Source organism: Gemella massiliensis (assembly GCF_900120125.1).
Lineage (GTDB): Bacteria > Bacillota > Bacilli > Staphylococcales > Gemellaceae > Gemella > Gemella massiliensis.
The window spans coordinates 1-24,346 of sequence record NZ_LT635545.1; the positions used below are offsets into that span (position 1 = coordinate 1).

A 24,346-nucleotide genomic window follows, 5' to 3' on the forward strand; every position below is an offset into this window, starting at 1 on the left:
TCGCTCGACTTGCATGTATTAGGCACGCCGCCAGCGTTCGTCCTGAGCCAGGATCAAACTCTCCAAATATTTTCTTATTTGTTTGCTTGATTTAGCTCTTTTTAAAGTTTTATAGTTCCTTTTTGAACTGTCCTTTTTTGGAATTACGTTGACTTAATTCGTTTAGTTTTCAATGTTCAATTTGTTGCTTTAGCAACTTTTCTATCTTATCATTTTATTTCAGGTTTGTCAAGTTTTTTTCTTTTCCTTAACTTTTCCTACTTTAAAATCTTTTACTGTTCGTCTTCTTTCTTGAAGACCTTATTATTCTATCATTTACTTTTTATTATGTCAAGGTCTTTTTCTACTTTTCTTAAAAAGTTTATTTGATTTGAATATTTGTTCCGTCTTCGTGCGAAGACGTGTATTAGTTTATCATCTTTGTTTATTATTGTCAATACTTTTTTATAAAAAAATATGAACGATTGGTAATCGCCCATATTTTACATATTTTATATATTTTTTATAATTAAATTATTTTACTTTTTTTCGCAACAAATATAATGCACTCACAAGTGTTAATAATCCTATTAGTGACGTTTCAGCTACTAATCCCGTTTTGGGTAGTGTTTTACCGCCTTTATTATTACCACCTTTATCTTTTTCATCAGGTTTTGTGCCACCTCCTTGTTCTTCGATTTTTTTACTGAAATCTATTTGAACAATAACAGGATCGTGATCCGATGCTCTTCCATGTTCTTCCATAAATGAGGCATTTATATGAACCGGTGAAAATACCACTTTATTTTCTATATTTTTAGACACAAAAATATTATCTAAACTTTGATTACTTCCACGGTAGAAATAAGAATAACGATCTTTTGCCGGATGTTTTAGCATCAGATTTACCAGTTCATTCCCGGCTATCAAACGTGCTGTTTCCGAAAAATCAAAGTCATTGAAATCTCCTGTTAAAACAAATTTTAAATCAGGATTTTGGTTTAAGCCTTCTTTTATAAAATTGTTTAAAATTTTTGCCTCTTCCAATCTTTTTGGTAAAGTATTTTGAACTGCCGGTTGTGTTGAACCGTAAACTGCATCATCACCCAATTTTGATTTCAAATGATTCGCTATAACTACAACTCTTTCCCCTTTGAAATCAAATTCTGCTGCCAACGATTTTCTTACTTTGTCAAATGATGGATTCATTGGATCTATTCTTGCCGGATTTTTTTCTAAATGACCGTTTTTAAATACCGCAGCTTCCGTACTGCTACCTTTTTCTTTTTCTACTAAGGTCACTCTTTTTGGATTATATAAATATGCTACTCGAATGTTTGCTCCCGGTTTCCCTCCATCTTTTCCGTCAACAGGTGCTATTTCTGTATATTTATATTCTTTACCGCCTAATTCCGCTATACGTTTGGCTAATTTTTCGCCACTTTTAACTCCATCAACAGTTCCATCATTTATACCCCCATTATTATCTTGAACTTCTATTAATGTAATAATATCAGGACTATGTATCTCATCAATAAATGATTTTGCTATTTTATTTACTTTTTCTTCAGGCGTTTCATCTTGACCGTTTGTATTTGCTGAAAAATTCTCAATATTATAAGAAGCTATGGTAAGTTTATCTTCCGCAGGATATATTTTTGAAATTTCTCTAGTTAATCCACCGTCTTGAAGTGTAGGAATGTTTTTTGGATCTATTTTGTATGTTTTGTTTTTATATGTTACTACACCTGTAATATCTTCATTAAAATAGTCTTTAGCTTTAGCTATAAATTTATTCCCCACGATAATCGGTAATGTTTCTGTATTTTGAACATTAGGACGTAAATTTACACCACCTATATTATTAAGCGTTAATCCGTTATAATCACTCGGTAAAACGTAAATATCTCCTTTATACTGCGGGCCAAGAACACGCGGTTTTTTAACAGTTGTCAACATCCCTTCTAAACTTTCCCAATAATCTAATGCTTCAGTTTCCGGTTGATATGAGTTAATATTGTTATCCACTATATCTTTCGGCATTTTTTTAGAAATATCTATTGCCTCCGGCAATGATGATGTTCCGTTTTTCTCAACTTTAACATCTACTAACTGTGTGACGGTAAGACTGCCTGCTGGAGCTTTGAAAGTTGTACCGGGTTTAATACTATATTCTTCCATATATCCTTCTTTAACCGTACCCTCTATTGTCAACTTATCTCCAACTTCTACTTGAACATTACTTGCAACATAAATAGCATCTGAAGTTTTATTGTTATTGTCAGGAGTTATATCTTGAACATAAAACCCTGTTTTATCTTTATGCGTAACTACTACATTGCTAACTTTTATTTTTTTCCCCGCTAATACCGATTGATGCCCTTCACCTTGAATCTCTCCAATATTTGCTACTATTTTTGCATCTTCTACAGCTTTTACTGTATTAATATTTACAGTAGTACCTATCGTGCCTATTGACAGCACCGTAGTTGCCATAATAACTGATATTGTCCTCTTTTTCATTATATAGTCTCCTTTTTTGTTTATTGATAATATTATTTTACTACTTATATCAAAAAAATTCAACAAACGTTTTCATAATATTTTTCTATATTAAGAAAAAACGCCAAAATAATCCTGATTTCAGCGTTTTTATATAATTATTTTCTTAGTAATGAAATATTCAACTCCAATAATTGCTCCAAATCTACCGGCGATGGTGCTTGTGTCATCGGATCAGCTGCATTCGCCGTTTTAGGAAATGCTATTGTATCACGTAAATTATCACGTCCTGCCAATAACATAACAAATCTATCCAATCCTAACGCACACCCGCCGTGCGGTGGTACTCCATATTCAAAAGCATCTAACAAGAAACCGAACTGATCTTGAGCTTGCTCTTCTGTAAATCCTAATGCCCTAAACATTGAAGATTGTATTTCTCTATCAAAAATACGAATACTTCCACCACCTAATTCATATCCGTTAAGAACAATATCATACGCCTGAGCATATGCTTTTTCAGGTGTTGTTTCCAACAATTCAACATCTTCTATTTTCGGCATAGTAAACGGATGGTGCGCTGCACTATAACGACCTTTTTCTTCATCATATTCCAACAACGGCCAATTTACTACCCATAGATAATTATATTTATTTTTATCTATCAAATCTAAATCAGCTGCCAATTTTTGTCGTAAAGCTCCCAAAGAAGCATAACAAACTTTTTTACTATCCGCCGCAAATAAAATAATATCCCCTACTTCAGCATCTACTCTAGCCACTATTTCCTGTGCCACTTCATCTGTAAAGAACTTGGCAATAGCTCCGTTAAAACCATCTTCTGTGACTTTTACCCAAGCTAAACCTTTCGCACCGTAATTAGCCACATATTTCCCTAATGCGTCAATGTCCTTTCTTGAGTATTTTTCTGCACAGTTTTTAGCAACAATACATTTTACAGCTCCGCCTTGTTCTACTGCATTAGAAAACACCTTAAAATCTAAGTTTTTAACTAAATCACTGACATCTTTCAATTCCATATCAAAACGAGTATCCGGTTTATCACTACCAAATCTCTCCATTGCCTCTTCATAGTCTAGGCGTGGAAATGGTAAAACTACATCTACTCCTTTTACTTCTTTCATAACATGAGCAATTAATCCCTCAATTATAGAAATAATCTCATCTTGTGACATAAAGCTCATTTCCATATCTATTTGAGTGAAATCGGGTTGTCTATCTGCACGTAAATCTTCATCTCTGAAACATCTTGCAATTTGATAATATCTGTCAAATCCTGCTACCATTAATAGTTGCTTAAATAATTGCGGCGATTGTGGTAAAGCATAAAATTCCCCGGGATGAACTCTACTTGGTACCAAATAGTCACGTGCTCCTTCCGGTGTTGATTTTGTTAAAATTGGTGTCTCAACATCAATAAATAACTGGCTATCTAAATAATCACGTGTTGCCTTAGTTATTTTTGAACGCAGTTGCAAAACTTCTGCCAATTCACTACGTCTTAGATCAAGATAACGGTATTTTAATCTTAATTCTTCGCTTGATAAAGAAGGATCGTCTAAGACAAACGGTAAAGTTTTAGCCGTTGATAAAATTTCCAATTTGTCAGCAATAATCTCCACTTTCCCTGATGCTATTTTTTCATTTATTGTATTTTCACTACGAGGTACTACTTCACCTTCTATAGAAATAACAAACTCATTTCTTAATGTTTCGGCTAGTGAATGTATTTCGGCATTTTTCTCCCCTGAGAAAACACATTGTACTATACCCATTCTATCTCTCACATCAATAAAAATAAGACTTCCTAAATCACGACGTTTACTTACCCAACCTTTTATCGTTACTCTCTTCCCAATATATTTCTCATCTATATGACCGGCATATTCTGTTCTTCCGTATGCACTCATTACTGTTCTCCTCTCAATTTCATCTCTAAATATGATATTATATTCTCTTGTTTTATGTTTTCTTGCTCAAAGTTTGCCATATTTTTAATAATCACTTCCGCCGTTTCAAGTTCACTTTCTCCTACAATGATAGAAAATTTTGCATTATATCTATCGGCTATTTTCATCTGTGCTTTCATTTTCTTATCAAAATAATCATTTTGAACTTTAAAACCTGCTAGACGTAAATCATTTGTTAATTTCACACCATAAGTCCCGGCTTTTTCTCCCATGGATACTACAAATATATCAATAGTTTCATCAATAGGTAATTGTATATTTTCACTCTCTAATGCTAATAATAATCGCTCAATACTAAGTGCAAAACCTATTCCTTTTTTATCCTCAGGTCCTTCCAATAATTTTATTAATCCATTATAACGACCACCACCACAAAGTGTTTTTAATTCTACATTCGGATTATCTATCATTATTTCAAATGCGGTATGAGTATAATAATCTAAGCCTCTTACTAAATTGTGGTCAATTTCATATTTTACTCCTAAGTTATCCAAATGCTTGAGAACTTCTGCAAAATATTGTTTTGATTCTTCTCCCAAATATTCTAATAACTTAGGTGCTGTTTTTACTAATTCGTGATTAGCATCTACTTTACAATCCAATATTCTCATCGGATTCTTATATAATCGATTGTTACAATCCTCATCAAATTCATGAATACGCGGTTCAAAATGTTTAATCAATGCTTCATTATATGCTTGCCTTTCTTCCGGGTTACCTAATGAATTTATACTGACCTTTATATTTTCAATTCCAAACATTTTATATATATTATATGCAAGACTAATTACTTCTGCATCAATTTTAGGACTTTCGTCTCCGATAACTTCTACACCATATTGAACAAATTGACGGTAACGTCCTTTTTGTTTTCTTTCATATCTGAACATTGGCCCAACATAGTACAATTTTTGCGGTTGAATTGTTTTAGCAAATAATTTATTTTCGATATAAGAACGAACAGCCCCTGCCGTTCCCTCCGGTCTTAAAGTTATCGAACGGTTTCCTTTATCTAAAAAAGTATACATTTCTTTTTGAACAATATCCGTTGTATCACCAACACCTCTACTAAATAATTCCGTAGATTCAAACATAGGTGTTCTTATCTCTTCATAACAAAAGTTATTACTAATTTCTCTTAATTTATTTTCGATATATTGCCACTTTTTGCTCTCTTCCGGCAAAATATCTTGTGTACCTCTCGGCATTGTTATAACCATAATATTCTCCTTTCTTTTTAAATAAAAAACCCCATACAAGCCTCAGCTTATATGGGACGATATTATTTCTCGTGGTGCCACCCTAATTCGTACTAATTAATCACAATTAATACCTTATTTCCTTATTAAATTGTGCAAAAAGCGTTCTTTATTTTACCTATTATTATCTAATCTTTCAGCCACTGGATTAAATTCTCTTCTAAATTATAAGAATATAAAATAAACTTCTTTTTACCTCATTTGTCACTGTTTACTTAAATATATTATACTAAACTCCAGTTGTTGTCAAGAACTAAAATATATATTCAATTAATTTTTCTACAAATTTTCATTTTGTCATATTGTAAAATAAAATTACATAAAAAAGTAATAATAAACAACTTTCTTATCTATGCCGTATTTATTTACTATTCTTACAAAATTAATAATACAATAGTAGCCCACAAAATAATAAATTAAGACCGGAGAACATTGACCCCGATCTTAATTTTATTCTGTCCAATATAATGTTATTTTTCTACAGCAATAACTTCAATTTCTATATTTCCGCCCAACGGTAATGCTGCTACTTGAAACGCTGAACGTGCAGGAAGAACATCGTTAAATTGTTCCGCATAAATTTTATTTACTTCTACAAAATCTGCAATGTCTTTCAAAAGTACCAATGATTTTACTACGTGATTCATTGAACTTCCCGCTTCTTCTAATACAGCTTCAATATTTTTAAATACTTGTTTTGCTTCTTCTAACACTCCACCTTCTACTATTTTTCCGGTTTCCGGATTAATACCTAATTGTCCTGAACAAAAAATTAAGTTTCCTACTTTATTCGCCTGAACATATGGACCAACCGCTTTAGGTGCTTTCTGAGTGTTTACTTTTTCTATTTTCATCTTAAAATCTCCTTAATTAATTATTTATTTTAATGCCTGTTCTAAATCTTCCACCAAATCTTCTAAATCTTCTACACCACAAGATAATCTTAAAAGAGTATCCGTAACTCCTTGAGCCAATCTATCCTCCTTACTCATACAAGCGTGCGACATCGTTGCAGGATGTGAAATAATAGATTCAACCCCGCCAAGACTGACCGCAAAAATCGGAATAGTTATTTTTTCTAAAAAACTATCCATATCTTCCTTAGAATAAAAATCGAAAGATAAGACAGCTCCTCCCGAACTGGCTTGTTTAGAATGAATATCAAAATATTGACAACTGGTAAGTTCAGGGTAGTAGACTTTTTTAATTTTTTCCTGTTTTTCTAAAAATTCGGCTAAACTTAGTGCATTGGTAACTGATTTTTCCATTCTAAGTCCCATAGTTTTCATACCACGAAGAGTTAGCCACGCATCTTCTACTCCCATTATACCACCAAAGTTTTTCTGAAGTAAACAAATTTCTTTGGCAATCTCTTCATTATTTGTAGCTATTGCTCCCGCTACTACATCACTATGACCGTTAATAAATTTTGTCATACTTTCTACAACTATATCACAACCGAGTTCAAGCGGTTTTTGATATATCGGTGTCATAAAAGTATTATCTGCAATAGTTCTAATATTATTTTTTTTCGCTAACTTAACTATTTCTATTATATCTGAAATTTTTAATAACGGGTTTGACGGCGTTTCTATATAAATAATCTTTGTATTATCTTTAATATGTTTTTCAACATTATTTAGATTACTATAATCTGTAAACGTAGTTTCTATCCCATACCTCGGTAATATTTCTGAACAAAACTGATAAGTACCGCCATAAACCTCTATCGGAAGTATAATATGCTCTCCGGTTTTCAAAGTCATAAGTGCAGTTGTTATAGCTGCCATTCCGGAAGAAAAAGCAAAGCCATATTTAGCATTTTCCAATTTTTCTATAGCTTTTTGCAAAGCAACTATTGTCGGATTGGCAAATCTGCTATAGCAATATTTTTTCCCATCAGTATAAAAATCCTTTTGATCAAAAGTAGAAGTTTGATATTTAGGAATAGATGCCGCTCCCGTATAATTATCTATTACCGGATAACCATGAAGTAAATTTGTATTTACCCCTTTCATTTTATTCGTCCTCCTTATTTTTTATTTCCTGAATATATTTATAAATACTCACCTCTGACATATTAAATATAGTAGCAACCTGTGAAATGGATTCTTTTAAGGTGAAAAATCCACGTTCGTTTAAAATGCTCACTATTTTTAATCTATCATCTTTTTTTAATTTTACATTGTCCAAATTATAATGCCCTGTTACTTTATAAATAGTATCTTCGATTATATTATCAACCGTTCCGTATAAATTTTCAATTTCATCACTTTGTTCTTTGTTGTAAAAATCTTTATTATTAACCTTAGAAAATTGCTCAAGAAATTCCTCTAATTTGTTAAACATCATTAACTCTTCTGAATAATCTATATTAACACAAATCATTCCAATTAATTCATTATCACTATTCTTTATAAAAAAACTGGATGATTTAAACTTTTTACCATTTTCTGAACGACTTTTATAGTTTGTCAGATAATTTTTTCTCTTATATATTTTTTTATTGAGAATATCCACTAATAAATCTGTTGCAGGTGAACCTATTGTTCTCCCCGATAAACTGTTCTTTATATAAATAACACTCTTATTCAAATCTCCACGTAAATCATGAAGAACTACTTCACATTTTTCGCCAAGAATTTCCGCTATAAAATCGACTATTGGTATGTACTGTTTCATTTTTTCTATCCTTTATAAAATTTTATAACTTTGTTATAATTTATTATAAAGGATAGAAAATTTTTTTTCAACCGATAGCAACTAAAAAATTATGATTTCGTTTAAAAAAATTTTCGAGTTTTCTTCGAACAATTTATTAGATTTGAAAAAAATTTTTAAAAGTAAATTTTCAAATTAGTAAAACTACTTGTGTTTAACTACTAATAAGTAACTCCTATTAAAATTTTAACTTTTAGTTTAATACCATCATTTTGAATCTTTCAATTTATGATATAATAAAATTATGGAGGATACTATGAACAAAATAAAAATTAATCTACTTATCATTATTCAAACTATTTCTTTATTAATCAGTTCCATCCTAGCTATTATTTTTTATAACTGTTTCAATTTTTCCTTTTATGAAAACTTCTATAAAAAAGAAAATTTAGCTAATAATATTGGCACAACTTATCCCGAACTTATTAATAATACTCATAATTTATTGAATTATTTAAAAGGAGATGCCGCTTTAAACACCGCTTGGTACTCTACTAAAGATATTCTTCATATGATAGATGTAAAAAAACTTTATGATATAAGTTATTATATTATGATTAGCGGTTATATAATTTTTGTTTTTTTGACAATACTTTTATTATTTTTATTAAAATGGAAATTTTTAAATTACTTGACTGCTATTTTTAACAAAGTGTCAATTTCCTTTGTACTTGCAGTTGCTATTCTTGGAATTGTTATTTCCGTTAACTTCAATACATTTTGGTTAAAATTCCACACTATCCTTTTTTCAAATGATTTATGGCTTCTTAGTCCGGATGAGTCTAATTTAATTAAAATGGTACCTGAAGAATTCTTCACAGCACTCGTTACAAAAATTGTTATTCATGTTTTAATTTTCTTCACCTGTTTAATAGTTGCTAATGGTGTTTTAAAAAAATACTTTCTAAAAACAAGGTAAAAAATTTTATTTAAAGTATATATATGTTATAATTGGTTGGTCAATAATTAAAAATAGATGAAAGGATACTACAATGGCTGAAAATAAAAATAAAGACATTATCACAGAAGATAAAGTTACTTTCAGATTATGTGACGATTGTCTTGGAGTAAACTTAAAAACTCTTATTCCAAAATTAAAGAAAAAAGCTCCTAATGCTGAATTTATTATCGGCTGTCAATCGTACTGCGGTCCGGGTAGAACTCAAACTTTTACCTTAGTAAACAGCAGAATCTGTATCGCTGATACCGAAGTAGAACTTATGCCACTCGTTGACGAAAAATTAAGAGATAGAATGAGTGCCGAAGATGAAGAAAAATATAGAAAACGTCTTGAGCGTCGTCTTGAGCGTACATTTTATTTTATTGTACCTGAAAATATTACGGTGAAAATCGGAACCGAAATACCCTTAGACAGTACCGATGTTATTGCGCGTAAAGCCGGTCAGTCTTATTTAGATAAACTTATAATAGAAAGCAATTTTGACAAAAACTTACCGGGAACTTATGAAATTATTTACAAAGTAAATATTGATGGAAAAGAGCATAAAAGAACCAGATTGATAACCGTAATTGAATAAAGCGTATAGTCGGAAATAATAAATATATTATTTCCGGCTATATTTTCTATATAAGAAATGTACATTTGTAAATGATGTGAGACAAAAAAGTAAAAAATAAATACCAGATATAATAGAATTACATAGAAGCTAGCTTCTATGTAAACCGTATGAAGCCCCCGACGTAAATTACATTATTTGATTAGATTTGCCAGCTTTAATTCCTTAGAGAACATTTCAGATTTCTAAAACTTATTTGTCAAGGATTTGAAAAAGGCGTAGCCCTTGTCCTTGACAAATAAGTTGTGAAATCTATTATCTAACAAGGAATTAAAGCCTGCATATTTTTATAGACTCTTTCCGTAGCTCTTTTCTTTTTTCAACAGGAGAAAGCCAATTTAAAGTCTGCATAGGAAGACGGTTAGAGCGATATAGATACTTTTTCATCTGAGATATAAGATCATCATACGAAAAGAAAGATAAATGCCTGTAAAAACGTTCATTATCATTTCTATGACTACGTTCAACCTTACCGTTATGTCTAGGAGTTCTAGGTCTAATAAGTTGATGTTTAATGCCAAGATTATTACACAATACATCAAAAGGGTGTATTCGTTTAGTATCTTTAAAATGCGTAAATTCAAAACCATTATCAGTTTGAATTATCTTGGGTTTATACCCAAAATAATCAATAGCCATTTTAACAAATTGAACAGTAGAGTATGATGATTGTTCTTTAAAAGGGAAAATAAATCTTTCCCTAGTAGCTTCATCAATAATAGTATATTGATAAAATTTATCAGGAATTTCTCCTACATAACAACGTTTAGGAACATATTTCACATCAAGTTGCCATTTTTTACCAATTTCAGTAGGTGTNCAGCTATTCTTGTTTGTAAAGTATGAGGTATATATCGTTGTGTTTTTTCTATATTTTCTGTTATAATAGTTTTCATAAGAGTAAATTCCTTTTTTTGATTTGGTGTAACTTCATCATACAGGATTTACTCTTCTTTTTTTTTATTATATGTCTCACATCTATTGTAACACTACACCGGCTATATTTTCTATATAAGAAAACGTTTTATTTTTAAACTGTAATATGATATGATATAAATGTATATACTACAAAGGAGGCTATACATATGGAGAATAATTATTCAAATATTTTAGTTGCTGTTGATGGTTCGTATCTAGCTGAGTGGGCTTTTGAAAATGCGGTATCTATCGCTAAAAAAAATAATGGTTCTCACTTATTTATTGTTTCTGTTGTTGATAAAACAATCTCAAGTACAAATAGTTTAGGAAATAATTATACTGCTAAACACTTAGAATTTGCTGAAAAATTAGTTAACGGCTATGCAACCGCAGCAAAAAAACACAGAATTGCTGCTACAGGCATTGCTGTAGTCGGCATCCCTAAAATCGTTATTACTGAAGATATTTTAGAAAAATATAATATTGATTTAGTTGTTTGCGGATCTTCCGGACTTACTGGTCTCAAACGTGTCTTAATCGGTTCTGTTTCAGAAGGAATAGTAAGATATGCAAATTGTGATGTTATCGTTATTAAGCATTACTCTATTCCGGAAAATTATACGGCGAAGATTATTTCAGAATTAAGTGATAAATAATTAACTATAAAAAATAAATTTAACTACTATAATGTAATCGTTAACTAAAAAATAAAAATTATATAACTTTCTATTGATTAATATCTCGATTATCTGATTGTTTTATGGCTTTATCACTAAAGAATTTAAGTAAGTTTTTTGAAAATAATTTTACTTTCTTTCGAAATATGTTATAATATAAGTAAAGATAATAAGGTTTGGAGGTTCTCGCTATGGAAAACAAATACTCAAAAATATTAGTTGCAGTTGATGGTTCTAAACAAGCTGAATGGGCTTTTAAAAACGCAGTAGCTATTGCCAAAAGAAACGAAGATGCTGAGCTTTATATAGCTTCTGTTATAGATGCAACAATCGCTACTTCCGGATTATCAGACCCTTATATTTTCAATTCATTCTACAAAAGAACAAAAGAATTAGTTGACAGCTATGTGGAATCTGCTAAGAAAGACGGCTTAACAAAAGTATTCGGCATTGTTGAACAAGGTATTCCTAAAATTGTTTTAAGTGAAGACATTGTCGACGAAAAAGGCATTGACCTTGTAGTTTGTGGATCTTCAGGTTTAACAGGATTCAAACGTATGCTAATGGGTTCTGTATCTGAAGGTATTGTGCGTTACGCTAAGTCTGATGTAATCATTATCAAACAACGTTCAATACCGGAAGATTTTGAAGCTACTATCGCTAAAAAATTCCAAGAAGAACAAAACAATTAAAAAAAGTTCAAACGGGAAATTTTAATAACTTCCTGTTTGAATTTTTTTATAACAAAATAAGAAGGTGTATTTGATAATACATCTTCTTATTTACTCTACACTATTTATGCTCATCAAGGGTAAAACGCACTTCAATTTTAAAAATTCCATCTTCAGGTGCATAAGCCTTAATTGTTTCTTTATGTTTTTCCGCAATTACTTGTGCCATCGACAGACCTATTCCATACCCTTTAATATTACTATTTCTCGATTCATCCAAGCGATAAAAACGATCAAATACTTTTCTTAGATCCCCTTTTTTAACGTTTGCCACATTTGATACTTTTAACGTTGCGTGACGACGATTTTTCTTCAAGGATACATTTATCTGCGTATCCTTAGGAGCGTATTTTATAGAATTTTCCAGTAATATATCCATTAACTGAACTATTGCCTGTTGTTCTCCGCTATAATGTACATTATTATCTATATCAGTAAGAAAATGTTTTTTTTGAAAATTTGCAAGTTCTTCAAAATCTTCTATTCTTGTTTTTAGACATTCTGAAAGATTAAACTTAACTTTCTCCACATTATCTTTTTCTTCCATTCTACTAAAGACAACCAAACTGTTAACTAAGCTGGTCAATCTATCGACTTGATTTTGAATGTTTTTTGTCCATTTAGAATCTCCATTTTCGAGTTCAAGAACATCTGTATTAGAACGTATTATAGCAAGTGGAGTTTTAAGTTCATGACTGGCATCTGTAATAAACTGCTTTTGTTTTTGATAACCTTGCTGAATTGGCAAAATAACTTTTTTAGACATTAAAACTATTAAAACAAATACGGATAATATAACTATTGTTGATATAATAACAGTATTTCTTACAAATGAATGATATGAATCTAATTCACGTTGAATATTAAGAAATAAAATTAAATCTCCAACGCTTGTTTTTATTTTAAGAAACCTATAACTACCCACGTACCCATTATTATACGGTCTTTCTATCGCTGCATTAGTTAATTTTTGTACAGATTCATGATTTTCTAAAAGCGAATCATCTCTATAAGAGCGAATTACCTTACCCTCCGAATTAACTTTAACCACGGAAAAACCATTATAAGTAGTTGCACTGGAAGCATTTTTGGTAATAACCAAATCATCACCGTCTTCACTAAACACCGCTGTTAAAGTTGAAGAATTTGCCGCTTCATACAATGTTGCATCAACACGTTGTCCTATTTTATAATAATTGATAAAATTTAATGTTCCTGCCATAAGAACTATAACTACCGTTACACTCAAAACGGCAGTGGTTATAAATTTTCTTCTAAGACTCTTGAACATCTATTATCTCCAATGTATAACCAACATTTCTTGTTGCTTTGATTTGAATATTTGCATCTAAGGCTTTAAGTTTTTTTCTAAGATATGAAATATTCACCCAAACAACATTTATCTCAGAATCACTGTCATAACCCCATATTCTCTCTAAAAATTGCTCTGTCTGAATAACATTCCCCGGGTTACGCATTAACATTTCCATCATTTGATATTCCTTATTCGATAATCTTACCTTATCTTTTTCAGTAGATAATTCAAAAGTATACTTACTCAGACTTACATTTCCGAGTTCAAGAACATTACTTGTAAATGTAGCTTGTCGTCTTGTCATCGAACGTACACGTGCTAATAGTTCTTTTATAACAAACGGTTTTGTCAAATAATCATCCGCTCCGCTATCAAGACCGTATACTTTGTCTTCAACCTCTGATTTTGCTGTTAATAGTAAAACAGGAGTATTTTTCTTACTTTCTCTTAACTTCTGAACGACGGTTACTCCATCCATTTTAGGCATCATCACATCTAAAATAGCTCCGTCATAATCATCCAGTAATAAATAATCCAACGCATCTTGCCCATTATCAACAGTATCAACTGAATAATTATTATGTTTTAACATCGCCTCTAAGGCATCTGATAAATCTCTTTCATCTTCAGCAAGTAATAATCTCATTTCTTACACACCTCACTATAATTATATTGCAACCTAATTATACAAATATTAATTAAAATCTAGTTAAATATAAATCATAAACTATAAACATATTTATAAGATTAAATAACATACCTTTAAAACACTAAAACAGGCTATTACTCTTGCAACAGCCTGCTTCTAAATTTATTTATATAATCTTATAATTTAACTATTTCTCTATATCTAAATGTTGGATTTGGTCTGCCCGGAATTAATGCGTTTAGTTTTTCTTGTTTGTAACCTACTTTAGCAAACACACGGTCAACCTCTTCTTTAATTATTTCCACCAGTTTATCCGGATGTACTTCTACACGTGCATTAACTGTTAAGAATATCTTATCACTCTTGCTATCCAGTATTCTTAAACTACCAGTTTCTTTTTCACCAACAATATTACCGACAATACCTTCATTAGCACCTTGTAATAAAAATTTCACATGCCCTACATTTAAGTTAAGTGAGTCGAAACGCTCTCCTAAATTAGCTAAAAAGTTCTTAGCCAATTCCCCGAAGTTTTCTTCTTTTTCGATACTGTATGTACCGTTTAACCAACCGAATAACGCTTCTCCGTCGGCATATGTATCATAATCAACTTCTACAATTCTACGTCCAACTTCTTTTTTACTATTGATAATATAATCAAACCACTCATCTAAACCTTCACCTGTTTTAACGCTGGCTGTTAAAACATTTTCGTTATTAAATTCTTTTTTAGTTTTTTCAACTAAATCATTTAATTCATCATCTGATAATAATTCTATTTTGTTGATTAAAATTACATCAGCTTCTTCAAATTGTTTATAAATAATGTAATCACCTGAATTGGAATGGTCTTTTAATACCGCTTTTAAACGTACTGGATCAGCTAGTGCTGTTAATTGTTTTAGATTTACACTATTACTATATTTTTCTTTCAGAGGTTGCATAATTGTTGCTGAAAGGTCAGTACAGCTACCAACAGGTTCTGCTAAAATAATATCGCTGTTGTTCGCTTCTTGTAAATGAGCGATTGCATCTGCAAAACCGCCGAAGTTACAACAAAAACAACTTCCACTTACTTCTTCAACAATATCATTATTAGTTTCTAAAAACGAAGTATCAACCAGCTCACTTGCTTGGTCGTTAGTAATTAAACCGACTTTTTTCCCTTTTTTATTTAAACGTTTTGCTATTTCCCATAGAAGACTGGTTTTCCCTGCTCCTAAAAAGCCACCTACTAAAATTAAATCTGTTTTATTAGTCATACTAGGATTCTCCTTTGATTATTAAAGTTTTTATTTGTTTAACTCTTTTTGTTTTTTTAATGCCGGTTCTAATACCTTAGTAAAGAAGAAGCCAGCCAATATACCTGCAACAATCGGCGCAAGAATGTATACCCAGAAAAATCCACCGCTTGCATCAGGAAATGCCGCACTACCCCAACGGAACATCCACGCTACCAGACGTGGTGCAAAATCACGTGTCGGATTCATACCTGCTTGAGTAATCGATGCTAATAATGCTAATAATGCACCAACTGTTAACCCTATTAGAATTGGTGCCGTATTATCATTCGGTCTTCCTACGTTTGCTCCTTCTGTAAATAAGAAAATCATAAGAACCAATAAGAATGTTCCCAACGCTTCGACAAAAATTGCCAATGGCATTGAAATCGAATAACCGCCCGGTTGATTATAATACTCACCGAACATTTTAGCAGTTGTTACCGATTCAAATGTCCCGCGCACAATATTTTTCTTAGCTTCGTATTGAGAAATTGATGAACCATATACTCCATATACCGTTAGCGCTCCTAAAAATGCACCAACGAACTGTCCTAAAATGTAAGTTGGCAATCTCTTAGCACTCATACGCCCCGTTAAAACCATGGCAACCGATACAGCCGGATTAAAGTGTGCATTACTTAAGTTTCTTGTCATATATATACCAAAAGTTACAGCTAATGCCCATAGCGTTCCTATTTGAAATAGACTTTGATGTGCATCATATAATACAGCCGCTGCTACAGCTCCCGTTCCAAATAAAACTAAAATAAAAGAACCAATAGCTTCCCCAAGGAAGTCATTTTTTAATGAATATTTCTCCATGAATATCCCCTTTCAAAATTTTATAGCTATATTGTAACAAAAAAAGTAAGATATTTGCAACCTTTAATTTTATTGGAAAATTACTATGTAATTTTTTAGATAATTATATTTATATAAAAAATATACCTCGAAATATAATTCTAATTTTATAATTTACTAAAAAGTACGTGTTTTATAGAAAACCTTTGAAATATAAGAAAAAAAATATTCTTATATTTATTTTTTGGGAAATTAAGAAAAGAGATAATGAATCTCTCTAAGTTTCTTATCTCTCCTTATTTTAATTATAAAAATAATTTTGATTTTCCTCGTTCTCTACTTAACCTTTCAGATTTTGCTATAAGACTTACCGCAATAACACCTATCACCAATACTATTACCAAGTAAGTTAATAATATTTTCATATCACGCTCAACAGCAGGTATATAGACTCCACCTACCGCTTCACGCAATAAACCTATTGAATATGTAAATGGAACTTTCGGATATAAAGTTTGGAAAAATTTCGCAGTCATTTGAATAGGAAAAGTTCCTCCTGAACTCCCAAGCTGTAGTACCAACAATATAATACACAGCGCTTTACCAATATTTCCAAAAATATAAACTAATGTATATATGATTGATGAGAATAATAAAGCAATTAATAAACCATACACTACAAAACGATATGGTGATACCGCCTGTGTTCCTAGGACATACATATCCCCAAGCGTTACTATCATACTTTGAAATAGTGCTATTATCATAAACAACAACCAACGCCCAAAATATTTTTCATAAGGCTTGTATTTCTTATCTTTATCTTCAACTTTCGTTGTTAATAACGAAGATATTAATAGTGAACCTACCCAAATTGAAAGTACCGTATAAAACGGCGTCATAGCTGAACCATAATTCGAAATATGATATAATTTATTTTCCTGTAAATTTACGGGATTGGCAAAAAATTCCGCCTGTTTCTTATAATCTACTTTTAAAAGATTAAAGAGTGAATTTGTATCAACTTTACCTTCCGCTTCTTTTATCTCTTCTGACAATTTTTTAATTTTTTCTTTTATTGTCGGCATTTCGGAACTTAATGTCAGCAACTTATTATGAGCCATATTAACTTTCATTTCCGCTTCACTTAATTTATTAGAAATTATCGGAAGTTCTCCTTGTGCTTCATAAATAATATTTGAAAATTTTTCCGCATTTACTTTTGCTTTTGATAATACGTTTTCTATCAACGGTGCTACTTCACCATTTAATCCTTGATTAAAATTATATGCTGTTTCATTAATACTCTGTGTTCCCTCTACAAAACGTTCCTTAGCCTCTGTAGTTATTTCGTCATACTTATCAATATTATTGTAAAAATTTTTATTTAATTCACTTATTTTTTCAATATCAGCAATTAAATTATTTACTCTATTCAACTGATTGTTAAATAAATTTTCACCGGACAGTTTGTTAAAATAAGAAAAAATATTCTTCACAAGCTCTAAACGTTGAATACCGGTAGAAAATCTACTATCTAAAGTTTTCATTTTAGCTTTTAATTCATCCTTTTTAGTTGGTTTATTTTGAAATTCAAGTGCTATTTCATGTGCATCTTTAGAAATATTTTCAACTTCTGATAAATGTTCACTTATCTTCGGTAATAATTTCGCATTAAAACCTTCTATATTACTAATAGCTATCTCCGCTTTATCAGCCAACATAATGCTATTGGTAGCCACCTTATCTACTTCCGGTAAAGTTGTATGTATGGCACTTATAATATTTTGCCCACGTTCTACCTTGTTAATTAATTCATTTAAAGCACTTTCATAATTTGAAAAATTATCATTTAATTTTAGTATTTCTTCTTTTGTTTTCTCAATAGATGGTAAATTTTCTTCAAATTTTATACCGGCTTCATGAAGTTTCTCAAAGATAATTCCATTTGCCGTTTCAACAAAAGATTTACTAATGTTATTCGCTATTGCAGAAGCCCCGCTATTTGTTATTTTAGGACTAATAGCATTTATTTTTTCATTTACCGTATATTCTATTGTTGCTTTTTCCGGTGTACCTCGTGTAATTGATGTAAGATCTTCGGTAAAATTTTCCGGTATCACTATACTGGCATAATAATCACCTATCTTAACACCATCTTCCGCCTGTGCTTTTGTTTCTACAAATTGCCAATCAAGATTCTTATTATTTTTTAATCCCTCTATGAGATTTTTCCCAAGATTTATCTTATTATTTTCAACTGTTGCTCCTTTATCTTCACTCACAACAGCAACCTTTATCTGATTAGTATGTCCGTATGGATCCCATGATGATAATATATTAGGCCATGCGTACATCGAAGGCAATACCATAAGACCTATTATAATTAACCATGTTCTTGTCTTTCTGAATATTTCTTTAATATCATTTCTAAATATCTGAAATATGTTTTTCAAATAAAAAACTCCTCTCTTTTCTACTAATAATATATAAAATTTTAAAGGGAGCAACTAAAAAATTATGATTTTTAAAAAAATCATTTTTTAAAGTCACCCCCGCAAGCTTTACTAAATGCTCTGAAAACTTTTTGTAGTAAATTTAAGCACCTGTAAACTACTGCGTCATAATATAATGTAGACACTTTTATAAAAAAATAAAACTTTTAAGTAAATCGATTTTTAGTCCAAATATAAAACAATATTTTCCGCTGTTGATTTACGTAAATCTATTATTCTTTGATTACTACTCCCACGAAATCTAAGACCTAAATCTTTTAATGCTATTATAAAAGGTCCATCAACAAGAACGTCACAAAGTGCCAATAACTCCTTTTTATCATCGCTGGATTTTAACAGTTGCTCATATGTATAACCGCTATACACCCAAATATCTTTAGTATTACCAAATTCCATTCTTACTCTTTTTGCTAATGATAAAGCAACCTTAGTATTTAAAAACGGCTCTCCTCCTAAAATTGTTAATCCCTGAACATAGGGATGTCTTAAATCGGAAATTATTCTATCTTCCAACTCCATAGTGTAATCTTTTCCGGCATTAAAATTTTGAATACTTTCGTTAAAGCATTCTTTACAACCAAACAAGCAACCGCTAAGATATATTGAACACCTTACACCTTCACCGTCTACAAATTGAAATGGTTTGTAATCCGCATATTTATTTTTAGAGTATTTTGAAGCCAGCCAAAAATCTTTCGCTTCTCGGAATGTCTTCATTTCACAAGAGTTTATATTAGCCTTTTTTCTTTTACTATAGCCCGATGTATCAATAGTTTGAATAATTGTTTTAAATTTTTCTTCTCTTGACATTCTCTCACCCCTATTTTAAATATAATAGCACTTTTTTAGATGAAATACAATTTTAAATCGTTATTTTTTTAAGAGAAAAAAATTATTTCTTTATATTTCTACTTGACAATATATATATATATATAATGTATTATAGTCTTTAAGGAAAGGAGGATATTATCATGAAAAAATTATTAACAGTTCTAACAGCAGCTGGTTTAGTAGTAACAGCGGTTGCTCCGGTAGCACTAGCTCAAGGAGAAAATCCTAAATCTTCTAATCAGTTAACTCAAAAAAAATACGTTTCTTGGCGTGATGCAGCTGATGAAGCAGAAAAACAAATTGCCGCACATAAAGCGGAAATAAATGAAGAAGCTGAAGCTTTAGCAGCAACTCTACCTGCTAAAAAAGCATTAGATAATGCAAATGCTGAACTTTCTAAATTTATCAATTCAGGTTACTCTGGACATGACTTTTCTGACAAAAAAGCTAAATTAAAAAAAGCAGTTTCTGAAAAAGAAGTCGAGTTTGCTAAAGCTAAAGCTGAGGTATTAACAAATGTAACTAACAAATACCGCAAACAATTTGAGGAAAGATTTATTGCAGCTGCAAAAGCTCAAGGTAATTATTATGATGAAACAGGGGAAGAAGCTAACCGTACTAACGCACAACGCATCGAAGCTGATATCGTTGCTCAAGGCGGAAAAGTTACTAAAGATAAAAATGGTAACAAAGTTGTCATTGATAAAAACGGCAACAAAATCCAATTAGATAAAAACAGTAATGTAGTTGTAGGTAAAGACGGAAAACCTGTTTTAGCTAAATTTTTACCTAAAACAAGTGCAGCAAAATAATACTTGCATTGTATATCAGTAAAGTCTGATAACAATACTTATATATGTTTTGTAAAAACAAGAGAGTTAGAAATTCTGGCTCTCTTTTTGTATTAAATTTTTATATTTGGAATATCTTTTATGAAGAAAAGTCTAAAAAAATATATGTATCAAAAATGTGAATTCTTTATTTTACAACTTATCAAAAAGAAAAAATTATTTTATAATAGATAATAAAAACTTTATTAGGAGAAAATTTTATGAAAGTATTAATTACAGGATTTGAACCGTTTGATAACGAAAATATAAATCCGTCCGAACTTGCGGTTCAATCTCTACCCAATTCTATTAATAATATAACAATTAAAAAAATCATACTCCCTACGGCGTTTAAACGTAGTAGTTTATTATTAAAAAAGGAAATCGAAAATTTTAAACCACATATTGTTATTTGTGTTGGTCAAGCCGGTGGTAGAAAAAATATTTCACTAGAACGCATCGCCATTAATATTGATGATGCCCGTATATCGGATAACGATGGCTACGCACCCATTGATACACCCATTCGTAATGACGGAAAAAACGCTTATTTCTCCACTCTCCCGATAAAAGTAATTGTGGAAAATTTAAAAAAAGAGAATATCCCTGCTGATATTTCCAATACGGCAGGAACATTTGTTTGCAATCATATTATGTACGATGCTTTGTATTTTTCCGAAAAGGAAAATATCCCTTTTTCCGCCGGTTTTGTTCACATTCCTTATATAAAAGAACAAATAGCGGATAAACCTGATATGCCATTTATGGAACTGAATACCATTGTAAAATCACTGGTGTCAATAATAAAAACAGCTGTAAAATACTATAAAAAAGATGATATTTCTGTAACCGGCGGTAGGGAAAGTTAATAATACCCAAAAAACTCGCTTAAAATCTCAATTTTTAATAAAAATACGTATTTAATTTCGGTTAGTAATTTTTCAATGTCCAAATTTACTTTACAAAACTATTCTGAATACCCGGTAAATTTTACGATAGGAGGTATTAACAAAATTTGATTTCTTAAAATCATATTTTTGGCATTATTTCCTTTTTTATCTTTTTGATTTATTATGTTTCTATTGACAAATGATATATCAGGTATATAATATATAGAGTATATTATTTTAAGGAGAATTATTATGCTACTTAAAGACACGCTAAGTCATCAGTTTATAGGTGCATTGGAAATTATTCGAAACTATCCTAAAGATCTCCTAACTGAGATTGGTATTACTTACGGTAACTTTATCACCCTTATTTTTATTGCTGAAAATGAAGGGTCAACTCAAGCACAACTTGCCCAAATTAATAAAAAAGATAGAAATGTAATAGGACGCCACATTGATGTTCTTGAACAAAAAAACTATGTTGAACGTAAACGAGGAATTGTAGATCGCAGATCTTATACATTATTCTTAACAGATAAAGGTAAGGAATTTATTCTTAATAATGAAAATATTATCATCAAAAGTGAACAACATGCACTAAAAAATTTAACAAATGATGAAATTTCTACATTGTATAAACTAATGAATAAAATAACATCAGATGCGTAAAACATTACTACCACAATTAGAATTTTAAAAGGAGATTTTTATGCCACAATCTATGACACAAAACCCGCTCGGAATAAAGCCGGTAAAAAAACTACTCATATCTTTTGCATGGCCTGCAATTACAGCTAACATAATTAACGCACTTTACAGCATTATTGATCAAATTTTTATAGGACAAGGGGTCGGCTATCTAGGTAACGCAGCTACAAATGTCGCCTTCCCTATTACTACTATTTGCCTTGCTGTAGGTCTTATGATTGGAATTGGTGCTGCCGCTAACTTCAATTTGGAACTTGGACGCGGAAATCCCGACAAGGCAAAATCAGTTGTCGGGACATCTGTAATGTCATTATTTATTATCGGGATAATACTTACTATTTTAGTTCATATCTTTTTAGAACCGTTAATGTACGTATTTGGTTCAACAGATGAAATACTTAGTTATGCCAAAACATTTGCCGGTATTTCATCACTTGGGATACCGTTTCTACTTATTTCTATAAGTACAAACCCTATTGTTCGTTCGGATAACAGTCCAAAATATTCAATGATTGCTATTGTTTTCGGCGCTATCCTTAATACCATTTTAAACCCAATATTTATTTTCGGTTTCAAGTGGGGGATTGCCGGTTCTGCTTGGGCAACAGTAATTAGTCAATTTTTATCAGCTATGATTTTAATATTTTACTTTCCTAGATTTAAGAGCGTTAAATTTGAGAAAAAGGATTTCATTCCTCAAATATCATTGCTAAAAATTTCTATTTCACTTGGAATGACTTCTTTTGTCTTCCAAGGATCTAATATGATTATTCAAATAGTAACAAATAATTTACTAAATATTTATGGTAAAGAATCTGTTTATGGAAATGATATACCTATCGCTGTTGCCGGTATTGTCGCTAAAATTAACATTATTTTTATCGCTATCGTTATCGGTCTTGTTCAAGGTGCTCAACCTATTTTTGGGTTTAACTATGGTGCTAAAAAATATGACAGAGTTAGGGAAACAATGAATTATATGATGAAATATGCAATAATTATTTCTGTAGTGTTCTTTGCAATATTTGAAATATTTCCTAAACAAATTGTTGCCGCTTTTGGTAACGGTAACGAACTGTACTTTGAATTTGCCGTTAAGTATATGAGATTTTTCTTACTATTTACTTTTATTAACGGTATTCAAATTTCCAGTTCAACATTTTTTGCCGCTATCGGAAAACCAAAAATCGGGGTGACTATAGCATTAACTAAACAAATAATTATTCTTCTACCAATGTTATTTATACTGTCTCATACATTCGGCATTGAAGGAATTATCTATGCAACACCGATAACTGATATTTGTGCATTTAGTGTGTCGGTATTCTTCTTGATAAGAGAATTTAGATTGATGCCAAAAAATAATATAGTAGAAGTATAAAATAACCTAATAAGAGCAGCCCTTAAATTGATTTTTAAAAATGATTTTTAGAGTTGCTCTTATTGAATTTATTAAATATTCGCTTAACTTAGAAAGTAAAAGTAACTATTAATAAAATATAACTCCTAGTATTAACAAAAAATTGACCACATGAAATAAACTATGTAAATTCCTTAAATTTTTTATAACAATCTATATGGTTATATAGGTTTTTCTTTTCATTATCAACTTAATACCTCCCTTTCTATAATAGTAAAACATTTATTGCTTTCTCTTAATTCTGAATTTAGTTTTTTTGACGATTTAGTTAATATATTTATAATTTTAAAAAATCTAAATTTCATCATATCATTTACCTTTAAAATCCTTGAAGTAGAAAAGTTCTCATATAACAACATCGTACTTTCATCTTTATTTTCTTGTAAACAATTAGTTATTGCTTCTATTTTTTTCCAATAAACAAATATATAATTATTAAAAATGGAAGCATTAATATACTGATAAGGAATAACTTCACGTTAGTTAAAATAGTATAACCAAATATGAAACAAACAGTAATATATTTAAAAACAAACTCCAAAATAAATTATATACTCCAGTTGCTAAAATATGTGTATCATTTATCAATACAGTTTGTATATGTCCTATTGTCATATTATCAAATTGAATTTTTGAATAAAACATAATAACATATAATCTATTTTTCATTTCTAATATTGCATTCTGTATAAATCGCTATTATCTAAGTCAAGAAAAAAACAACCTATCGATTTTCATCAATAGATTG

General features: G+C 30.6%; 19 protein-coding genes, 1 rRNA gene and 2 pseudogenes. 8 read left to right on the top strand and 14 right to left on the bottom strand.

Annotation, left to right across the window (positions count from 1 at the left end; translation table 11 throughout):
- The 7 genes from BQ7358_RS02760 to BQ7358_RS02790 form a co-directional block, all read right to left on the bottom strand.
- Positions 1-69 (bottom strand): 16S ribosomal RNA (locus tag BQ7358_RS02760); the annotation flags it as partial.
- Positions 70-513: 444 nt separating this feature from the next.
- Complete coding sequence (locus tag BQ7358_RS02765) at positions 514-2,502, bottom strand: endonuclease/exonuclease/phosphatase family protein (protein ID WP_062174141.1); 1,989 nt, start codon at positions 2,500-2,502, stop codon at positions 514-516.
- A 137-nt stretch (positions 2,503-2,639) separates the two neighbouring features.
- Positions 2,640-4,412, bottom strand: a complete 1,773-nt coding sequence (gene aspS, locus BQ7358_RS02770; protein ID WP_062174143.1) for an aspartate--tRNA ligase — start codon at positions 4,410-4,412, stop codon at positions 2,640-2,642.
- Positions 4,412-5,692, bottom strand: coding sequence for a histidine--tRNA ligase (gene hisS / locus BQ7358_RS02775; RefSeq protein WP_072520196.1), 1,281 nt, complete (start codon positions 5,690-5,692; stop codon positions 4,412-4,414). Before hisS ends, aspS begins: the two co-directional genes overlap by 1 nt.
- Before the next feature lie 509 nt (positions 5,693-6,201).
- The gene (locus tag BQ7358_RS02780; RefSeq protein WP_072520197.1) at positions 6,202-6,585 is read right to left on the bottom strand and encodes a RidA family protein; all 384 of its coding nucleotides are present in this window, start codon (positions 6,583-6,585) and stop codon (positions 6,202-6,204) included.
- Between the two features lie 24 nt (positions 6,586-6,609).
- Complete coding sequence (locus BQ7358_RS02785) at positions 6,610-7,749, bottom strand: trans-sulfuration enzyme family protein (protein ID WP_062174149.1); 1,140 nt, start codon at positions 7,747-7,749, stop codon at positions 6,610-6,612.
- 1 nt (position 7,750) lies between these two features.
- Positions 7,751-8,413: a helix-turn-helix transcriptional regulator gene (locus BQ7358_RS02790; RefSeq protein ID WP_062174151.1), complete on the bottom strand. Its 663-nt coding sequence runs from the start codon at positions 8,411-8,413 to the stop codon at positions 7,751-7,753.
- 295 nt (positions 8,414-8,708) lie between these two features.
- On the opposite strand from BQ7358_RS02790, the gene BQ7358_RS02795 reads away from it, so the two are divergent.
- Positions 8,709-9,371: a TIGR01906 family membrane protein gene (locus BQ7358_RS02795; protein ID WP_062174153.1), complete on the top strand. Its 663-nt coding sequence runs from the start codon at positions 8,709-8,711 to the stop codon at positions 9,369-9,371.
- Between the two features lie 73 nt (positions 9,372-9,444).
- Positions 9,445-9,762: pseudogene (locus BQ7358_RS09270) on the top strand (immunoglobulin-like domain-containing protein); the annotation flags it as partial.
- A 537-nt stretch (positions 9,763-10,299) separates the two neighbouring features.
- On the opposite strand, the pseudogene BQ7358_RS02805 reads toward BQ7358_RS09270, so the two are convergent.
- Positions 10,300-10,854: pseudogene (locus BQ7358_RS02805) on the bottom strand (DDE-type integrase/transposase/recombinase); the annotation flags it as partial.
- Positions 10,855-11,114: 260 nt separating this feature from the next.
- Here BQ7358_RS02805 and BQ7358_RS02810 point away from each other — a divergent pair.
- Both BQ7358_RS02810 and BQ7358_RS02815 read left to right on the top strand, forming a co-directional pair.
- Positions 11,115-11,603, top strand: coding sequence for a universal stress protein (locus tag BQ7358_RS02810; RefSeq protein ID WP_062174159.1), 489 nt, complete (start codon positions 11,115-11,117; stop codon positions 11,601-11,603).
- A 212-nt stretch (positions 11,604-11,815) separates the two neighbouring features.
- Positions 11,816-12,316, top strand: coding sequence for a universal stress protein (locus BQ7358_RS02815; protein WP_062174160.1), 501 nt, complete (start codon positions 11,816-11,818; stop codon positions 12,314-12,316).
- A 100-nt stretch (positions 12,317-12,416) separates the two neighbouring features.
- Here BQ7358_RS02815 and BQ7358_RS02820 read toward each other — a convergent pair whose 3' ends face one another.
- The 6 genes from BQ7358_RS02820 to nrdG all read right to left on the bottom strand — a co-directional run bounded on the left by BQ7358_RS02820 (position 12,417) and on the right by nrdG (position 19,636).
- Positions 12,417-13,646: a sensor histidine kinase gene (locus tag BQ7358_RS02820; protein WP_062174162.1), complete on the bottom strand. Its 1,230-nt coding sequence runs from the start codon at positions 13,644-13,646 to the stop codon at positions 12,417-12,419.
- Complete coding sequence (locus BQ7358_RS02825; protein WP_021752481.1) at positions 13,630-14,316, bottom strand: response regulator transcription factor; 687 nt, start codon at positions 14,314-14,316, stop codon at positions 13,630-13,632. Before BQ7358_RS02825 ends, BQ7358_RS02820 begins: the two co-directional genes overlap by 17 nt.
- A gap of 179 nt (positions 14,317-14,495) precedes the next feature.
- Positions 14,496-15,581 carry a GTP-binding protein gene (locus tag BQ7358_RS02830; protein ID WP_062174164.1) on the bottom strand — a complete coding sequence of 362 codons (1,086 nt, stop codon included), beginning with the start codon at positions 15,579-15,581 and terminating at the stop codon, positions 14,496-14,498.
- A gap of 30 nt (positions 15,582-15,611) precedes the next feature.
- A complete protein-coding gene (locus BQ7358_RS02835; RefSeq protein WP_062174166.1) occupies positions 15,612-16,424 on the bottom strand; it encodes an MIP/aquaporin family protein in 813 nt (270 codons plus the stop codon).
- A gap of 284 nt (positions 16,425-16,708) precedes the next feature.
- On the bottom strand, positions 16,709-18,859 hold the full coding sequence (locus BQ7358_RS02840; protein ID WP_072520199.1) for a YhgE/Pip domain-containing protein: 2,151 nt from the start codon (positions 18,857-18,859) through the stop codon (positions 16,709-16,711).
- Between the two features lie 222 nt (positions 18,860-19,081).
- The gene (gene nrdG / locus BQ7358_RS02845) at positions 19,082-19,636 is read right to left on the bottom strand and encodes an anaerobic ribonucleoside-triphosphate reductase activating protein (RefSeq protein ID WP_231723820.1); all 555 of its coding nucleotides are present in this window, start codon (positions 19,634-19,636) and stop codon (positions 19,082-19,084) included.
- Between the two features lie 254 nt (positions 19,637-19,890).
- Here nrdG and BQ7358_RS02850 point away from each other — a divergent pair, with 254 nt between their 5' ends.
- The 4 genes from BQ7358_RS02850 to BQ7358_RS02865 all read left to right on the top strand — a co-directional run bounded on the left by BQ7358_RS02850 (position 19,891) and on the right by BQ7358_RS02865 (position 23,559).
- The gene (locus BQ7358_RS02850; RefSeq protein WP_072520200.1) at positions 19,891-20,562 is read left to right on the top strand and encodes a hypothetical protein; all 672 of its coding nucleotides are present in this window, start codon (positions 19,891-19,893) and stop codon (positions 20,560-20,562) included.
- Between the two features lie 239 nt (positions 20,563-20,801).
- Positions 20,802-21,449, top strand: coding sequence for a pyroglutamyl-peptidase I (pcp, locus tag BQ7358_RS02855; RefSeq protein WP_062174173.1), 648 nt, complete (start codon positions 20,802-20,804; stop codon positions 21,447-21,449).
- Between the two features lie 273 nt (positions 21,450-21,722).
- On the top strand, positions 21,723-22,139 hold the full coding sequence (locus tag BQ7358_RS02860; protein ID WP_062174176.1) for a MarR family winged helix-turn-helix transcriptional regulator: 417 nt from the start codon (positions 21,723-21,725) through the stop codon (positions 22,137-22,139).
- Between the two features lie 40 nt (positions 22,140-22,179).
- Positions 22,180-23,559, top strand: a complete 1,380-nt coding sequence (locus BQ7358_RS02865) for an MATE family efflux transporter (protein WP_072520201.1) — start codon at positions 22,180-22,182, stop codon at positions 23,557-23,559.
- The last annotated feature ends 787 nt before the right edge of the window (positions 23,560-24,346 follow it).

What these genes read in the sequence shown, in the direction of transcription:
- BQ7358_RS02765 (WP_062174141.1), bottom strand. Translation starts at nt 2,502, where the DNA reads ATGAAAAAGAGGACAATATCAGTTATTATGGCAACTACGGTGCTGTCA.
- aspS (WP_062174143.1), bottom strand. Translation starts at nt 4,412, where the DNA reads ATGAGTGCATACGGAAGAACAGAATATGCCGGTCATATAGATGAGAAA.
- hisS (WP_072520196.1), bottom strand. Translation starts at nt 5,692, where the DNA reads ATGGTTATAACAATGCCGAGAGGTACACAAGATATTTTGCCGGAAGAG.
- BQ7358_RS02780 (WP_072520197.1), bottom strand. Translation starts at nt 6,585, where the DNA reads ATGAAAATAGAAAAAGTAAACACTCAGAAAGCACCTAAAGCGGTTGGT.
- BQ7358_RS02785 (WP_062174149.1), bottom strand. Translation starts at nt 7,749, where the DNA reads ATGAAAGGGGTAAATACAAATTTACTTCATGGTTATCCGGTAATAGAT.
- BQ7358_RS02790 (WP_062174151.1), bottom strand. Translation starts at nt 8,413, where the DNA reads ATGAAACAGTACATACCAATAGTCGATTTTATAGCGGAAATTCTTGGC.
- BQ7358_RS02795 (WP_062174153.1), top strand. Translation starts at nt 8,709, where the DNA reads ATGAACAAAATAAAAATTAATCTACTTATCATTATTCAAACTATTTCT.
- BQ7358_RS02810 (WP_062174159.1), top strand. Translation starts at nt 11,115, where the DNA reads ATGGAGAATAATTATTCAAATATTTTAGTTGCTGTTGATGGTTCGTAT.
- BQ7358_RS02815 (WP_062174160.1), top strand. Translation starts at nt 11,816, where the DNA reads ATGGAAAACAAATACTCAAAAATATTAGTTGCAGTTGATGGTTCTAAA.
- BQ7358_RS02820 (WP_062174162.1), bottom strand. Translation starts at nt 13,646, where the DNA reads ATGTTCAAGAGTCTTAGAAGAAAATTTATAACCACTGCCGTTTTGAGT.
- BQ7358_RS02825 (WP_021752481.1), bottom strand. Translation starts at nt 14,316, where the DNA reads ATGAGATTATTACTTGCTGAAGATGAAAGAGATTTATCAGATGCCTTA.
- BQ7358_RS02830 (WP_062174164.1), bottom strand. Translation starts at nt 15,581, where the DNA reads ATGACTAATAAAACAGATTTAATTTTAGTAGGTGGCTTTTTAGGAGCA.
- BQ7358_RS02835 (WP_062174166.1), bottom strand. Translation starts at nt 16,424, where the DNA reads ATGGAGAAATATTCATTAAAAAATGACTTCCTTGGGGAAGCTATTGGT.
- nrdG (WP_231723820.1), bottom strand. Translation starts at nt 19,636, where the DNA reads ATGAAGACATTCCGAGAAGCGAAAGATTTTTGGCTGGCTTCAAAATAC.
- BQ7358_RS02850 (WP_072520200.1), top strand. Translation starts at nt 19,891, where the DNA reads ATGAAAAAATTATTAACAGTTCTAACAGCAGCTGGTTTAGTAGTAACA.
- pcp (WP_062174173.1), top strand. Translation starts at nt 20,802, where the DNA reads ATGAAAGTATTAATTACAGGATTTGAACCGTTTGATAACGAAAATATA.
- BQ7358_RS02860 (WP_062174176.1), top strand. Translation starts at nt 21,723, where the DNA reads ATGCTACTTAAAGACACGCTAAGTCATCAGTTTATAGGTGCATTGGAA.
- BQ7358_RS02865 (WP_072520201.1), top strand. Translation starts at nt 22,180, where the DNA reads ATGCCACAATCTATGACACAAAACCCGCTCGGAATAAAGCCGGTAAAA.